The organism is Arthrobacter sp. StoSoilA2 (assembly GCF_019977195.1).
Taxonomy (GTDB): Bacteria; Actinomycetota; Actinomycetes; order Actinomycetales; family Micrococcaceae; genus Arthrobacter.
Map to the genome: position 1 here is coordinate 993,368 of NZ_AP024643.1, position 13,967 is coordinate 1,007,334.

General features: G+C 61.7%; 13 protein-coding genes. 9 read left to right on the forward strand and 4 right to left on the reverse strand.

Features of this window, described 5'->3' with window-relative positions; all coding sequences use genetic code 11:
- The first annotated feature begins 1 nt into the window (after position 1).
- The 8 genes from LDN82_RS04695 (at position 2) to LDN82_RS04730 (ending at position 8,325) form a co-directional block, all read left to right on the forward strand.
- On the forward strand, positions 2-1,198 hold the full coding sequence (locus tag LDN82_RS04695; RefSeq protein WP_224166534.1) for an acyl-CoA dehydrogenase family protein: 1,197 nt from the start codon (positions 2-4) through the stop codon (positions 1,196-1,198).
- Positions 1,199-1,259: 61 nt separating this feature from the next.
- Positions 1,260-1,715 carry a MaoC family dehydratase gene (locus LDN82_RS04700; protein WP_224093597.1) on the forward strand — a complete coding sequence of 152 codons (456 nt, stop codon included), beginning with the start codon at positions 1,260-1,262 and terminating at the stop codon, positions 1,713-1,715.
- A 52-nt stretch (positions 1,716-1,767) separates the two neighbouring features.
- Complete coding sequence (locus LDN82_RS04705) at positions 1,768-3,093, forward strand: MFS transporter (RefSeq protein ID WP_224166535.1); 1,326 nt, start codon at positions 1,768-1,770, stop codon at positions 3,091-3,093.
- 13 nt (positions 3,094-3,106) lie between these two features.
- Positions 3,107-4,657 (forward strand): long-chain fatty acid--CoA ligase, encoded by a 1,551-nt coding sequence (locus tag LDN82_RS04710; protein ID WP_224166536.1) that lies wholly within the window; start codon positions 3,107-3,109, stop codon positions 4,655-4,657.
- Between the two features lie 257 nt (positions 4,658-4,914).
- The gene (locus tag LDN82_RS04715) at positions 4,915-5,409 is read left to right on the forward strand and encodes a DUF805 domain-containing protein (RefSeq protein WP_224093600.1); all 495 of its coding nucleotides are present in this window, start codon (positions 4,915-4,917) and stop codon (positions 5,407-5,409) included.
- A gap of 123 nt (positions 5,410-5,532) precedes the next feature.
- Entirely contained in the window at positions 5,533-6,750 is a 1,218-nt protein-coding gene (gene lhgO, locus LDN82_RS04720) for an L-2-hydroxyglutarate oxidase (protein ID WP_224166537.1), read from the forward strand.
- Between the two features lie 432 nt (positions 6,751-7,182).
- Positions 7,183-7,485 carry a DUF4193 domain-containing protein gene (locus LDN82_RS04725; RefSeq protein WP_224093604.1) on the forward strand — a complete coding sequence of 101 codons (303 nt, stop codon included), beginning with the start codon at positions 7,183-7,185 and terminating at the stop codon, positions 7,483-7,485.
- A gap of 294 nt (positions 7,486-7,779) precedes the next feature.
- The gene (locus LDN82_RS04730; protein WP_224166538.1) at positions 7,780-8,325 is read left to right on the forward strand and encodes a hypothetical protein; all 546 of its coding nucleotides are present in this window, start codon (positions 7,780-7,782) and stop codon (positions 8,323-8,325) included.
- 97 nt (positions 8,326-8,422) lie between these two features.
- Here the strand turns inward: LDN82_RS04730 and LDN82_RS04735 are convergent, their stop codons facing one another.
- From LDN82_RS04735 to LDN82_RS04745, 3 genes are read right to left on the reverse strand one after another with little or no spacing between them, the layout of a single operon-like run.
- The gene (locus LDN82_RS04735) at positions 8,423-9,970 is read right to left on the reverse strand and encodes an APC family permease (RefSeq protein ID WP_224093606.1); all 1,548 of its coding nucleotides are present in this window, start codon (positions 9,968-9,970) and stop codon (positions 8,423-8,425) included.
- A gap of 12 nt (positions 9,971-9,982) precedes the next feature.
- The gene (locus LDN82_RS04740; protein ID WP_224166539.1) at positions 9,983-11,008 is read right to left on the reverse strand and encodes an agmatine deiminase family protein; all 1,026 of its coding nucleotides are present in this window, start codon (positions 11,006-11,008) and stop codon (positions 9,983-9,985) included.
- On the reverse strand, positions 11,005-12,033 hold the full coding sequence (locus LDN82_RS04745; protein ID WP_224166540.1) for a nitrilase-related carbon-nitrogen hydrolase: 1,029 nt from the start codon (positions 12,031-12,033) through the stop codon (positions 11,005-11,007). Before LDN82_RS04745 ends, LDN82_RS04740 begins: the two co-directional genes overlap by 4 nt.
- A gap of 365 nt (positions 12,034-12,398) precedes the next feature.
- Here LDN82_RS04745 and LDN82_RS04750 point away from each other — a divergent pair, with 365 nt between their 5' ends.
- Positions 12,399-12,620, forward strand: a complete 222-nt coding sequence (locus LDN82_RS04750) for a hypothetical protein (protein ID WP_224093621.1) — start codon at positions 12,399-12,401, stop codon at positions 12,618-12,620.
- A gap of 85 nt (positions 12,621-12,705) precedes the next feature.
- Here the strand turns inward: LDN82_RS04750 and LDN82_RS04755 are convergent, their stop codons facing one another.
- Positions 12,706-13,932, reverse strand: coding sequence for an amidohydrolase (locus tag LDN82_RS04755; protein ID WP_224166541.1), 1,227 nt, complete (start codon positions 13,930-13,932; stop codon positions 12,706-12,708).
- Positions 13,933-13,967 lie beyond the last annotated feature (35 nt).

Sequence of the window (13,967 nt, forward strand, 5' to 3'; positions counted from 1 at the left end):
GATGTCCACCACGGCGTTGGAACAACGGCTTTACGCCGCTGCTGATTGGTATGACTCCGAATCCCTCCTCACGGACGACGAACGCCACGTCCTGGCCCGGCTCCGGGATTTCCTTTCGCAGGAGGCCAAGCCGTTGCTGGCCGATTATTGGGAGCGGGGCGAGTTCCCGGAGCAGTTGGCGCAGCCTTTAATCGATCTCAACCTCATGGAACCGTTCGAGGCGCCCGCCCGGGGAATTTACCACGGCTTCCGGATCTTCGAACTTGCCCGAACTGATGCTTCCCTGGCCACTTGGTACACAGCCCAAGCCGGGCTGTTCCGTACAGCCATCCGGGTCGGTGCTTCCGAGCCCCAACAAAAGGAATGGATGCCAAAGGTTATCGACTTCTCGCTCAAAGGCGTCTTCTCGCTGACCGAGCCGGAGCACGGCTCGGACATCGCCGGAGGGCTGTCCACCACAGTGCGCTTTGATGCAGATCTCGACGGCGGCAGCTGGGTTTTGGAAGGCGCGAAGCGTTGGATCGGGGGAGCCTCAACTGCCGACGTGCTGTGCGTGTTCGCCCGGGATGTAGCAGATGGGCAGGTCAAAGCGTTCTTGGTGGACCGCACCGCGCCCGGGGTCAGCCTGGCGAAGATCGGCGGCAAGACGTCATTGCGGATGATGCAGAACGCCCACATCACCCTGGAAAACGTCCGGGTTCCAGAGGCCATGCGCCTTCACAACGTGAACTCGTTCAAGGATGTGGCTGCCATGCTCCGGGCGATGCGCTCGGATGTTGCATGGATCGCCACCGGCATCCAAGCCGGCGCGTTCGAAGCAGCGCTGGCATACGTCAACGAACGCCAACAGTTCGGACGCCCATTGGGGTCCTTCCAGTTGGTGCAGGAGAAGTTGGCCCGCATGCTCGGAAGCATTACGGCTTCGATCTCGCTCGTGGTCCGGCTAACGGAACAACAGAGCAGTGGAATCTACCGGGACCAGGATTCAGCCCTGGCGAAAATGCAGACCAGTTTGTTCATGCGTGAAACCGTCGCGCTCGCCCGCGAAGTGGTGGGCGGCAACGGCATCACACTCGCCTCCGACGTCGCCCGGTTCCATGCCGACGCCGAAGCCGTCTATTCCTACGAGGGCACCCACGAAATCAACGCCCTGATCGTCGGCCGCGCCCTCACGGGCGCCAGTGCCTTTACCAGATAGTCCAGCGCCTTCACCCACTGACCCCACTTTTTTATCTATCAACAACTACCAGGAGGCAACGATGCCCAATCTCGTCGTCGATTTCGACACCCTGCCCACCATGACCGGCAAGGACCTAGGCACTACCGATTACCGCGAAATCACGCAGCAGCAGATCAACCTGTTCGCTGATGCCACGGACGATCAGCAATGGATCCACGTTGATCCCGAGCGCGCCAAGGACGGCCCGTTCGGTGCGCCCATCGCCCACGGTTTCCTGACGCTTTCCCTGATCATCCCGTTCTGGGGCGAGCTGTTCGACGTCGACGGCGTCACCACCAAACTGAACTACGGCCTGGACAAAGTGCGCTTCACTTCCCCGGTCAAGGTGGGCTCCAAGGTGCGCATGCAGGCCACTATCGCCGAAGTCACCGAGGTCAAGGGCGGCGCCCAGATCAAGGTCAACGCCACCATCGAGATCGAAGGCCAGGAACGCCCCGCCGTCGTGGCCGAGTTCCTCGCCCGCTTCTACAAGTAGGAACCCCGTTTTACAAGAAAGACTCCCCACCCCTCCTCCCCAAGGAACAGCCATGTCAGGACACACTGCGCTCGCACCTCTGAGCACGGCCGCCAAGCGCAAAGAAGCGCGCACGGTCATCTTGTCCAGCTATCTGGGCAGCACCATCGAGTTCTACGACTTCCTGCTGTACGCAACGGCCGCGGCCGTTGCCTTCCCCAAGGTCTTCTTCGCCGGCACGGATGAATGGGTGGGCGTCGTCGCCGCCTACGCAACCTTCGCCGCCGGTTACGTAGCAAGACCCTTGGGCGGCATCATCTTCGGCCACTTCGGTGACCGGATCGGCCGCAAGGGCATGCTCATCGTGTCCATGGCAATGATGGGCATCGCCTCCACGCTCATCGGCCTGATTCCCGGCGCCAGCGTGATCGGCCCGTGGGGTGCGGTCATCCTGGTGGTCCTGCGGGTCTGCCAGGGCATCGCGGTTGGTGGCGAATGGGGCGGGGCCGCGCTGATGGCGCTGGAGCACTCCGATCCCAAGCGACGTGGCTTCGCGGCATCGTTCGTCAATGCCGGTGCGCCTACCGGAGCCGTGCTTGGCACCGTAGTGATGGGCATCTTCTCAGCACTGCCGCAGGACGCCTTCCTGGCGTGGGGATGGCGGGTGCCGTTCCTGCTGTCCTTCGTTCTCCTGATTGTGGGCATGTTCGTTCGGCTGCGAGTCTCGGAAAGCCCGATTTTCGCCGAGGCAGTAGCCAAGGAAGATACCCAAACCACCAAGCGCAAGATCCCGCTGCTTGAAGTGCTGCGCCGCCCCAAGGCATTGATCATGATCATGTTCGCAGGTGCCGCGGGATTCGGCCTTCAAGTTGTGCTGCCCACATTCTCCGTGACCTACGCAGTGTCCAAGGGTGCACCCCAACAGGGCGTGCTTTATGCGTTCGCGGGAGCCTCGGCCATCTCCATCGTGTTCGTTCTTCTAGGCGGTAGGCTGTCCGACAGATTCGGGCGGCGGCCGGTCATGGTGACGGGCTTGGCGTTGTTCATCGCCTACCTGTTCCCCATGTTCGGGATGCTCGGTTCCGGGAATGTCGGCCTGATCTTCCTGGCCTTCACTGTGGCGCTCGTCCTGCACTCGTCCCTGTACGGGCCACTGGCAGCGTTTGTGTCGGAGCAGTTTGGGACCACGTCCCGCTACACCGGTGCCGCCGTCGGATACCAGTTGGCCACGCTGATAGGTGCCGGCTTCACCCCCGGCATCATCGCAGGCCTGTACAAGGACTCCGGCCAGAGCATCGTCCCCGTGGTGGTGTTCCTGTCAGTCATGGCACTGGTGTCGATTGTGTTCATCCTGCTGACGCGGGAGTCTAAGAATAACGACCTCACTTCGGTCAGTTAGGAGCACTGCAAACATGGACAACAACGGAGTTGGTTCCTGGCTGCACCGTCGCCGGATCAAGTCGGGACCCAAGACGGCACTCATATCCGGGGCACGCACGCTGAGCTACGGCGAACTCGCCGACCGGACAGACCGGCTGGCAAACGCCCTCAAGGACAGGGGAGTGGCCAAGGGAGACAGAGTCGCTTTCCTCGGCGAGAATCATCCTTCCTTCGTGGAGACCTTCTTCGCCTGTGGGCTGCTCGGCGCGATCTTCGTCCCGCTGAACACCCGGCTCGCCGCCCCCGAATTGCAGTTCCAACTTCAGGACTCCGGGTCACGGCTCCTGGTCAACGCCGAGGCATTGGAGACCCTGGCGACCTCTGCCGTCGAAGAAACCCCGGTGACCCATCGCCTGGTGGTGGCCGCCGACGACGCCACGGAAGTTTCCCCTGCAAAGCTGCCATCCGGCGTCGAACGCTATGACGAAGTGCTTCAAGCGGCAGCCTCGACGCCGCAGGACGAGGCCGTCAGCCTGGACGACGGCGCCATGATCCTTTACACCTCAGGAACCACCGGCAAGCCCAAGGGCGCCCTGCTGACGCACGGGAACATCACCTGGAACTGCATCAACACCGTAGTGGACATGGACCTGAACCGGAACGACGTCGCCCTGATGATCTCGCCACTGTTCCACGTGGCCTCTTTGGACATGGGTTTGCTGCCCATGCTGCTCAAGGGAGCAACGGTGGTGCTGGAAACCAAGTTCGAGGCCGGCAAGGTGCTGGGACTCATCGGGCAACATGGGGTCACCACGCTCAACGGAGTCCCCACCACGTTCCAGATGCTCTGCGACCATCCTGAATGGCCGACGGCGGACCTTGGCTCCCTGGACAAGCTCACCTGTGGTGGTTCGGCGGTTCCTCGGCGGGTCCTGGATGCCTACGAGGAGCGCGGCATTGGCTTCACGAGTTGTTACGGCATGACTGAGACGGCGCCCGGAGCCACCATGCTGCCTGTGTCAAGGTCCAAGGACAAAGCTGGATCTGCTGGCTTGCCCCAGTTCTTCACCGACGTCCGCATCACCGATCCCTTGGGCGGGCCCACGCCTGCCGGGCACGTCGGTGAGATCCAGATCTCCGGGCCCAACGTGATCAAGGAGTACTGGAACCGCCCTGACGCCACGGCGGAAAGCTACGCTGATGCCCGCTGGTTCCGGTCCGGCGACATGGGCTTCCAAGACGACGAGGGCTTCCTGTTCATTTCGGACCGCATGAAGGACATGATCATTTCAGGTGGCGAGAACATCTACCCTGCGGAAGTCGAAGCCGCGATCGCCGAACTCGATTCCGTGGGGAGCGTCGCTGTGATCGGCATCGAGGACCCCAAATGGGGCGAGGTGCCGCGAGCCATCGTCACCCTGCGGGAGGGTGCCTCGCTCAGCGAAGAGCAGCTGCGCTCGCACCTGGAAGGGCGGCTTGCGCGCTACAAGATTCCCAAATCCGTAGTGTTCGTTGACGAAATGCCGCGAACGGCCAGCGGGAAGATCCGCAAAATGGAGCTACGAAAGCAATTCGCGTCCTGACCCCGGTTGTTCTCTCACGTCTTGTTGTATGTGAGAGAACATCGGCTCTTAAGGGTTGGTATGTGAGAGAAGGTTGGCGCAAAAGGGTTGGTATGTGAGAGAGGGATTGGGGCGACATAATCCGTCAACGGACTAAATCCCGGTTAATTTTGTCCATCGACCTGCATAAATACCGCGGAGAGCACTACGATGAGCAACGACTCTTCACAGAGTTTAGGTCTCACTGCATTATTCACACCTAACCCCGGGGGAACACCTTGAGTTACCAGCAACAGCCACAGCAAACCCAGCCGTATGGCGCACAGACCGGCGAACCGCCGCTGTGGGCTCCCTACTATGGCGCACCCATTGGCGCCGCCGTAAAGCGTTTCTTCAAGAAGTACACCGCCTTCACCGGCCGCGCGAGCCGCAGCGAATACTGGTGGGTGGCCCTCGCTTTGGGTGTCATCGGCCTCGTACTGCAGATCCTTACCGGCATCCTCGGTGCTGCGGGTTCTACAGTCTCGGCAAACGGAACGGCAGTTCCCGGCCCGGGCGCAGTTGTAGGACTTATTTTGATCTTTGCGTTCTACCTGGCGGTACTCATTCCGTCCATTTCGTTGCTGGTCCGTCGTCTGCACGACGGCAACTTCAGCGGCTGGCTCGCCTTGCTCGGCCTCATTCCGTTCCTTGGCGGACTCGCAATTCTGGTTCTCGCACTCCTGCCGTCCAACCCGGCCGGCCAGCGCTTCGACCAGCCCAGCGCTGTCTAGCACTTCACGCACTAAGTAAAAGGGGCGGCACGCGACGTGCCGCCCCTTTTTACGTGTCCGGGGAACCACTCCATGGAATGCTGTGGAGTGATGCGGACCAATCCCCACCGACGAGGAGTTCCCATGTCTGCGAACATAACGCCGAAAAACATCAAACGCTGCGCGGTCATTGGTGGCGGGATCATCGGTGTGGCTGTTGCCCGGGAATTGGCCAACAAACTCGACGGCGTCCAGGTCACCGTTTACGAAAAGGAAGACCAGCTCGCCAAGCACCAGACCGGCCACAACTCCGGGGTGGTCCATGCCGGGCTCTACTACGAACCCGGCGGGCTGAAGGCAACGCTGTGCCGCAGGGGTGTGGAACTGCTTCGCGAATTCTGTGCCACCACGGATCTGCCGTACGAGGCCTGCGGCAAGTTGGTGATCGCCCAGACCCCCGAAGAGTCCAAGCGGCTGGAGAACATCTTCGCGCGGGCAACGGCCAATGGAGTGCCGGGCGCACGCATGCTGCGCGGTGACCAAATACGGGAGGTGGAGCCGAACGCCGTCGGGCTTTCTGCTTTGCACTCGCCGGAAACGGCGATCGTGGACTACAGGGCCATCACGAATGCGCTCGCCGACGACGTCCGCAACGCAGGCGGACAGATCCGGCTTGGGCAGGAAGTCACCTCGCTGGAACAGCAGGGGAGCGGCGTCGTTGTCCACACGAAGGATGGGGGCGAGCATTACGATCTTGTGGTGGCGTGCGCCGGGCTTCAATCCGACCGGTTGGCGAAAGCCACTGGAGAGCCCGCAACGCCGCGCATCGTTCCCTTCTTTGGGCAGTACTTCCTCCTTGGCAAGGAAAGCCGCGCAAAAGTCAGGGGCTTGATTTATCCGGTGCCGGACCCCAAGCATCCCTTCCTTGGTGTGCATCTCACCAAAAGGATCGACGGCGAAATGATGCTGGGTCCCAACGCTTTCATCTCCTTCGGGCGCGAGGCCTATTCGTGGAAGGACATCGATGTGCGCGACGTCCTGAATTACACCCTGTTTCCAGGTTTCTGGAATTTTGCCCGGCAGAATGTGCCATCGGCGGTCCGCGAATTCCAGACCGTGGTCAGCCGGAAGAAGTTCATTAAGGAGGCCGTACGCTTTGTTCCGTCGTTGGAGGGTGCCACTGTTCTTCCCGGCACGCGCGGCGTCCGTGCGCAGGCCATGAATGCTGACGGTTCCCTGGTGGATGATTTTGTGATTTCACGACGCCGGGACACGGTTTTGGTGCGGAATGCACCGTCACCTGGGGCTACGTCGTCGATGGCGATTGCGGAGTACGTCGTGCAGCAGGCTCTGCAGGACTAAATGCAGAAAAGGGGAAGTTAACAAGCCCGTGACCCTGCAGAAACCGGCCCCACATGACGTGTGGATACCTTTGCCGCATGAAAGCATCATGGTTGGCCGGACATATCGCGAAGATTGGCTCCAGGATCGGCGAATGGATTGAGGCCGCATACGTCCTGGATTGTGTGGAACCCGTAAACGATCCCGGGGGCCAAGGGGCTCAGGGGCGCCCCGCTGATTGGACGTGGTTGCCGGCGCTTAGCGGGGTTACGGTCGCCAGTGCGCAGGCCATTCAATCCCACTCGGGAATGGTCCGCCGTAACCCCTAAAGGTTCGCTTGAAAGCTGCTGAATGTTGTTTTGGGCACACTTTTCGTCCAACGCGGATGCTATGCCCTAAACTGCTTCACTGAGGTGCCTGAAATGGCACTATGCAGCAACGAAAGCGAACCCAATGGCTACTGATTACGACGCACCCCGCAAGACAGAAGAAGAGACTCCCGCGGACTCGCTTGAGGCTCTTCAGGCGTCCCGCGCAGCCGGTGCCCAGATTGCAGTCATCGACATCGACGAAAACGACACTGCGGAAGGTATCGACCTCCCGGGCGCCGATCTTTCCGGTGAAGAACTGACCGTTGTGGTGGTACCCGAACAGTCTGACGAATTCACGTGTTCTTCCTGCTTCCTGGTCCGCCACAGGTCCCAGGTTGCCTTGGAAAAGAACGGCCTTAAGTATTGCAAGGACTGCGAGGGCTAATCCCAGGCACCGCAAAGCGTCGAGCCCCGTCAGGCCAATGGATGGTCGGATGGGGCTTTTGCGTGTCCGCAACTCTTTGTAACGCCCAGGTGTCGTTATCTTCGATTACGAACCTATGCATGAAGACCCACTAACTGGTCCCTGAACCGGCGTAAATGTCCCCTTCCATGACTCTCCTGTGACCACCCCGGAGTCGTTTTAACGGTTGTGCGCCGAAGCGGCCACAACCCATCCAAACAACCCAAGCGACTCCTACTGTTGAAGTATCAACTTCGCCTGAAGGGGGCACAAAAAATGAGGAAATTTGGAGCGGGTTTGGCAGCAGTCCTTGCAGCTGCCGGACTCGGTCTGGTGGCACCGGGGCCGGCCTCGGCATCACCATATTGCGGGATCATGTGGGGCTCGCTGGCCAAGGCCGACCCCGATATGAGCGCCGCCAACGTCACCAACGTCCGTACGGGCCAACAGACCTGTTACGACCGCCTGGTGGTCGATATGACCGGCAAGGTGGCCGGCTATTCAGTGCAGTATGTCCCGGTAGTGGTCCAGGATGCCACCGGCTATCCAATCCCCGTGCTCGGTGATGCTGACCTGCAGATTATGGTGACGGCTCCATCCTATGACCAGAACGGCCAACTGACGTACGCTCCGGCTGCCAAGGCTGAACTGTCCAACGTTTCCGGGTACCAGACGTTCCGTCAGGTGGTTTACGCGGGCAGCTTCGAAGGCACCACGAGCATCGGTTTGGGTGTCCGTGCCCGGCTTCCGTTCCGCGTCTTCACGTTGGACGGGCCCGACGGCGGTTCGCGCCTTGTGGTGGACGTCGCCCACCGTTGGTGATTGGGTAGCCGGCCAACGCGAGGACGCAGGAAAGCGGCCAGTTCGTCCGGAGATTTCCGGGGAACTGACCGCTTTCCTGCGTCTTCGCGTTGAGGACCTACTCGGGGACCACCAGGGCAGGGGTGTCCTTGCGGATGGTCTCACCGCGGAAGAAGCCGGGACGGACGCGGGACATGATCAGCATGAACACGGCACCCAGGGCAAGGATTCCGATGCCGAGCACGAACACGAGTCCCACTCCGAAGATTTCCGAACCACTGCCAAACTCCGGGGCCCAGCTGTCCACCGCGGTCTGCAGGAAGACAACAAACAGGCCGACCCCGCCCAGAAGTGGGCAGAAGAGACGCAGGAAGAAGTTCCGGGCACTGGAGAATACGCTGTTCCGGAAGTACCAAACGCAGGCGATGGCCGTGAGTCCGTAGTAGAAGCAGATCATCAAGCCAAGGGCAAGGATGGTGTCGTTGAGGACGTTCTCACTGATCACGTGCATCACGGCGTAGAAGCCCGCGGACAGGACGCCCGCCGCAATGGTGGCGAAGCCCGGCGTCGAGAACTTCTTGCTCATGTGGCTGAAGCGCTCAGGCAAGGCGCCGTAGTGCGCCATGGCCAGCAGGCTGCGGGAGGGCGAGGTGAACGTCGACTGCAGGGAAGCCGCCGAGCTGGAGAGGACGGCGAGGGACATCAGGATCGCGAACGGACCCATAACCGGAGACGCGAGGGCCGTAAAGACGTTGGCGTGGTTTTCCTCATTGTTCAGGCCGATTCCGGTGTCTCCGACGCCTGCGAACATCATGGTGGCGATGGTGACCAGGAGGTAAATGCCCAGCACGATGACGGCGGTCAGGGTGCCTGCGAGGCCGGCGGTCTTCTTTCCGTTGGCGGTTTCCTCGTTGACTGTGAGGCAGACATCCCAGCCCCAGTAAACGAAGATCGAGAGGGAGATGCCGGCTGCGACCTGGCCGAAGGTCTCAATCTTGGTGACGTCGAACCAGTCCCAGCTGAAGGGAACGGCGGTCTCGGACGTGGACCAGTTGGCGAATGCCATGGCAACGAACAGGCCGAGCACCAGCAGCTGGAAACCGACCAAGCCGTACTGCACGATCTTGGTGGTGTGCAGGCCGCGGTAGCTCACCCAAACAGCCAGCGCTACAAAGACGAAGCAGGTGGCAACATTGAGTACCTTGTTCGAGGCGAGGTCGGCCAGCTCGGCCGAGCCCGTAACCTGGGCCAGGAAGAGGTAGAAGAAGTCAACAGCGACGCCCGCCAAGTTGGACAGGACGATAATGTTCGCCGCGAGCAGGCCCCAGCCGCCCATCCAGCCCACCCAGGGGCCGAAGGCCTTGGTGACCCACGTGAAGGTGGTGCCGCTGTCCGGGGAATCTGCGTTGAGTTCCCGGTACGCCAGGGACACCAGGATCATCGGAATGAACCCGATAAGGAAGATCACGGGCAGTTGCAGCCCGGCTTCGTTGACAGTTGGGCCAAGCGCGCTGGTGAGCGTATACGCCGGGGCGATGGTGGAAATGCCAAGAACGACGACGGCGAGGAGCCCCAACTGCCCCGTCTTCAGTCCCTTGCCGCTGATGTCGTGCGACGTGCCGGCCGGGCTGGTGCCTGCGGCCGTGCTACGGATTGTCTGGCTCATGAAGGGCCCTTTCTAGATGGCCGTAGGCTGCTGCTGCGTAATGCAGTGGATGCCGCCGCCCCGGGCGAAGAGTTCGCGCGCGTCAACACTGACAACGCGGCGTCCGGGGTAGGCGTCGGCGAGGATGCGGAGTGCTTTCTCGTCCATGGGGTCATTGAAACTGCATGCGATGACCCCTCCGTTGACCACGAGGTGGTTGATGTAGCTGTAGTCCACATAACCTTCGTCGTCGGTAAGGGTTTCCGGGGCGGGAACTTCGATGATGTTCCAGTCCCGGCCTGCTGCGTCATGGGTTGTGCGCAGGAAGTCGATGATTTCCCGGGACACGTTGTAGTCCGGGTGTTCCGGGTTCTGCTGGGAGTGGACCAGCAGTGTGCCGGGGCTGGGGATTGCTGCCACAATATCGACGTGCCCGCGCGTGCCGAACTTCTCGGAGTCGCGTGTGAGGCCACGGGGCAGCCACACCACATGCGTGGCGCCGATGGTGCGGGCAAGTTCCCCTTCGATGTCGGCCTTGGTAAGGCCCGGGTTGCGGCCTTGGTCAAGCTGTACGGTTTCGGTGACCAGGACGGTGCCTTCGCCATCAACCTGGATGCCGCCGCCCTCGTTCACGATGCCCGACGGAATGTGGTGGGCATCGGCGCGGCCGCTGACCTCCGCAGCAATGAGCGAGTCCTTGTCCCATGCGGCCCAATCCTGGCCGCCCCATCCGTTGAAGATCCAGTCCACGGCGCCAAGCTGCTTGTTGGCATCGAGCACGAACGACGGCCCGATGTCCCGCATCCAGGCATCGTTGAGCTCTGCGGTGAGTACCTCGACGCGAGGGTCCAGGTAGCGCGCGGCGGTGTCGACGTCGTCGGGGTGTACCACCATGGTGACCGGCTCGAATTCAAGGATGGCGTTCGCGACGGCGGCCCACGTGGATCGCGCTGCGTGGGCCTCTTCCTCGGTGTCACCCAAGGTGTAGCCGCCGGTCGGGAAGGCCATCCAGACGCGGTCCTGGGGAGCGGTCTCGGACGGCATGCGCCAGGCGCTCATGCGGAGACTGCCTGGTACGGCGAGGCCCCGGCTGTGGAGCCGAGCGGGGCGTTGGGGTTGACCGGTTCGGTGAGGCGGCCGTACGTTTCCGGGCGACGCGTGGCCAGGAAGGGGAAGAGCGTGAGCCAATCCTTGCGCTGGTCCAGGTCAAGATCTGCAACCAGCACGGCGGATTCGTCGCGGGGTGCCTGGACCAGGATGCGGCCGTAGGGATCGGAGATGAAGGATGAACCGTAGAAGTTCAGTGTGCCCTCGCTGCCGTGGCGGTTGGGGGCAATCATGAAGAGTCCGTTGGCGATGCCGTTGCCCACGATGACCTGCTGCCAGAGCGGCTGGGTGTCGAAGTCGGGGTGGTCCGGCTCGGAACCGATGGCCGTGGGGTAGACCAGGATCTCTGCTCCGCCCAGGGAGTACATGCGTGCCAGCTCCGGGAACCACTCGTCCCAGCACGTGGGCATGCCAAGGCGTGCGCCGCCGAGTTCTGCCGGAGCGTGCACTGCATAGGCGTCCTCGGCGGCCGGGCCTTTGCGGAAGAACTTGTCCTCGTAGTAGCCGGCCGTGACGGGGATGTGGAGTTTGTGGGTGCGTGCGACGAGTTCGCCAGCGGGGGAGACCAGGATGGCTGTGTTGAGTCCCAGGCCATCGTCCGTGCCGTCCGGGTTTTCGGCACGCTGGTAGAGCGATGCGTGCACCGAGACGCCGTACGTCCTGGCAGCCGCTGCGGCGAACGTGAAGGTTGGGCCCGTGAGCAGGTCTTCGGTGATGTCCGAAGGGCGGATACCAGCGGCCGGGTTGTTCTCCGGCCGGGTGTCTGCAGGGTAGCGGGAGAGAGTCAGTTCAGGCAGGAAAACAACACTGGCTCCCAGCTTGGCTGCGCGTTCGATTCCCTCGTTCAGTTCGGCATGCAGGACTGCTTCATCAGCGTGCCAGCGGTGCTGAACGACGCCGACCCGCAGTGGGGTGCGGGTGGACGGCTCGGTGCGGGCCAGGGAAGTCGGGGCTTCGAGGCGGGTAATTTCAATCATGGGGGCATGTACTCCGGTGAGACGACAGTCACTAAATGAATAGCGTTCATTTAGTATGGCGGTAGTCACGGCTGGATGCAAGGGGGTATTGGATCGAGGTCGCCCCAGATGGCATTTGATGCCAATGTTTCCGGCCACCATTGGCATCAAATGCCATCTCGGCGGGGTTATCGCTTCAGTCGCGCCCTGACATGCATGCGCTCGCCCTGCTGCCCAAAGAGGGTAAGGAGTTCCACGGGTTCCTTTGTGGCGACGGCGGCCAGCCGCGTTGAAGGCCTTGTTTCACGGTGAGTTGCATTAATTAGCAGTCGACTTACGGTCCAGGTGCGAGGACGATTAAAGAACAGCCACTAAGGAGGTTGGGTATGTGCTACTCGTACTACGAGGGCTATGAGAGGCGTACGAAGAAGGACTCCGTGCGCACGCCCGAGATGCACAAGCCTGAGACCAGCAAGGATCAGGCACCTGAGGCCCCTGCCGAGAAGAGCCCGCAGACAGAAGGAACGTTGTGGACTTTCCTGGCGCGTCGTCGCAGGGAATTTGAGGTTTCAGAACCGAGGATCGACCGCATCCGCGAGAAGGTCTAGGCGTTTTTCGAGCAAGACCCCGTCCAACGGACAATTCACCACCGGGTGCGGCGGTGAATTGTCCGTTAGGCGGGGTTTTTTGCTGCTACCTTCCCGAAATCTCCAGGAATTCGAGGGCCGCAGTAACCAGTGCTTCCGTGCCAAGGGCCAAGGTCGGCTGGATGATCGGGGCAAAGTAGGGCGAGTGGTTCGACGGAACGTCCTCCGGCAAGCGACCCGTCGTCGCCCATTCCTTGAAGTGGGTGGCCTCGATCCCGCCCAGGAACCAAAAAACGAGGGGCGCGCCGGCCGACGTCGCGAGTTCCCCGACGTCTTCACTGCCTGAGACCGGGCCGGGGTCCATGATCCTCGCGGCGCCGAACTTATCGCGAAACGCCGAAGCGATCCTTCCGGCGGCCGATTCATCATTGACCGTCAGCGGGTAGCGCTCCTCATAGTGGAAGTCGGGTTCCTTCAGGGAGCCTGAGGCAGCAGCTTCACTTCGAACGATGCGCTCGATCGAGTTCAGGACTTTCTCCCGCGTGGGCTCGCTGAAGGATCGAATGCTGAGGCCCAGGGTTGCGGTCTCGGGAATGATGTTGTTCTTTGTTCCCGAATGGATTTGCCCAACGGTAACCACTGCAGAATCGCTGGCGGCCAGTTCCCGGGACACCACTCCCTGCAGGCGCATGGTGGCTGCCGCAGCCATGAGGACTGGATCAACGGTGGTTTCAGGCCGGGAGCCGTGGCCGCCGCGCCCATGCAACGTCACGTTGAGGGAATCCGCTGAGGCCATGGCCACGCCGGAACGGATGCCGAACCATCCGGCAGGAAAGGGCGCCACGTGCTGGCCGAGGACCACGTCCGGCTTGGGGACCAGGTCAAAGAGCCCATCCGCCACCATGGCCTGGGCGCCGCCGCCCCATTCTTCGGCCGGCTGGAAGACCGCGATCAGCGTGCCCTGCCAGTCCTGCCGCTGTGCGGCCAACGCTTCCACTGCTCCGAGGAGGCAGCTGACATGTACGTCGTGTCCGCACGCATGCATGATCGGCACCTCACGGCCTTCATGGTCGACGCCGACTGCCGCACTTGCGTAGTCCAGCCCGGTGTCCTCCTTGACCGGTAACGCGTCCATATCCGCACGAAGCATCACCACGGGTCCAGGGCCATTGTCCAGGACCCCTACAACCCCCGTTTTCCCCACGCTGCGGTGGACCAGCAGCCCCAAGTCCTCAAGGTGCCCGCTGATGATCCCGGCTGTTCTGACCTCTTGGAAGGAAAGCTCCGGGTTCGAGTGCAGATCACGGTAGAGGGCTTCCAGGTCAATGCTCATGGGGAATTTTCCTTAACAGGTCGACGCCGCAGGGT

What these genes read in the sequence shown, in the direction of transcription:
- LDN82_RS04695 (WP_224166534.1), top strand. Translation starts at nt 2, where the DNA reads ATGTCCACCACGGCGTTGGAACAACGGCTTTACGCCGCTGCTGATTGG.
- LDN82_RS04700 (WP_224093597.1), top strand. Translation starts at nt 1,260, where the DNA reads ATGCCCAATCTCGTCGTCGATTTCGACACCCTGCCCACCATGACCGGC.
- LDN82_RS04705 (WP_224166535.1), top strand. Translation starts at nt 1,768, where the DNA reads ATGTCAGGACACACTGCGCTCGCACCTCTGAGCACGGCCGCCAAGCGC.
- LDN82_RS04710 (WP_224166536.1), top strand. Translation starts at nt 3,107, where the DNA reads ATGGACAACAACGGAGTTGGTTCCTGGCTGCACCGTCGCCGGATCAAG.
- lhgO (WP_224166537.1), top strand. Translation starts at nt 5,533, where the DNA reads ATGTCTGCGAACATAACGCCGAAAAACATCAAACGCTGCGCGGTCATT.
- LDN82_RS04725 (WP_224093604.1), top strand. Translation starts at nt 7,183, where the DNA reads ATGGCTACTGATTACGACGCACCCCGCAAGACAGAAGAAGAGACTCCC.
- LDN82_RS04730 (WP_224166538.1), top strand. Translation starts at nt 7,780, where the DNA reads ATGAGGAAATTTGGAGCGGGTTTGGCAGCAGTCCTTGCAGCTGCCGGA.
- LDN82_RS04735 (WP_224093606.1), bottom strand. Translation starts at nt 9,970, where the DNA reads ATGAGCCAGACAATCCGTAGCACGGCCGCAGGCACCAGCCCGGCCGGC.
- LDN82_RS04740 (WP_224166539.1), bottom strand. Translation starts at nt 11,008, where the DNA reads ATGAGCGCCTGGCGCATGCCGTCCGAGACCGCTCCCCAGGACCGCGTC.
- LDN82_RS04745 (WP_224166540.1), bottom strand. Translation starts at nt 12,033, where the DNA reads ATGATTGAAATTACCCGCCTCGAAGCCCCGACTTCCCTGGCCCGCACC.
- LDN82_RS04750 (WP_224093621.1), top strand. Translation starts at nt 12,399, where the DNA reads ATGTGCTACTCGTACTACGAGGGCTATGAGAGGCGTACGAAGAAGGAC.
- LDN82_RS04755 (WP_224166541.1), bottom strand. Translation starts at nt 13,932, where the DNA reads ATGAGCATTGACCTGGAAGCCCTCTACCGTGATCTGCACTCGAACCCG.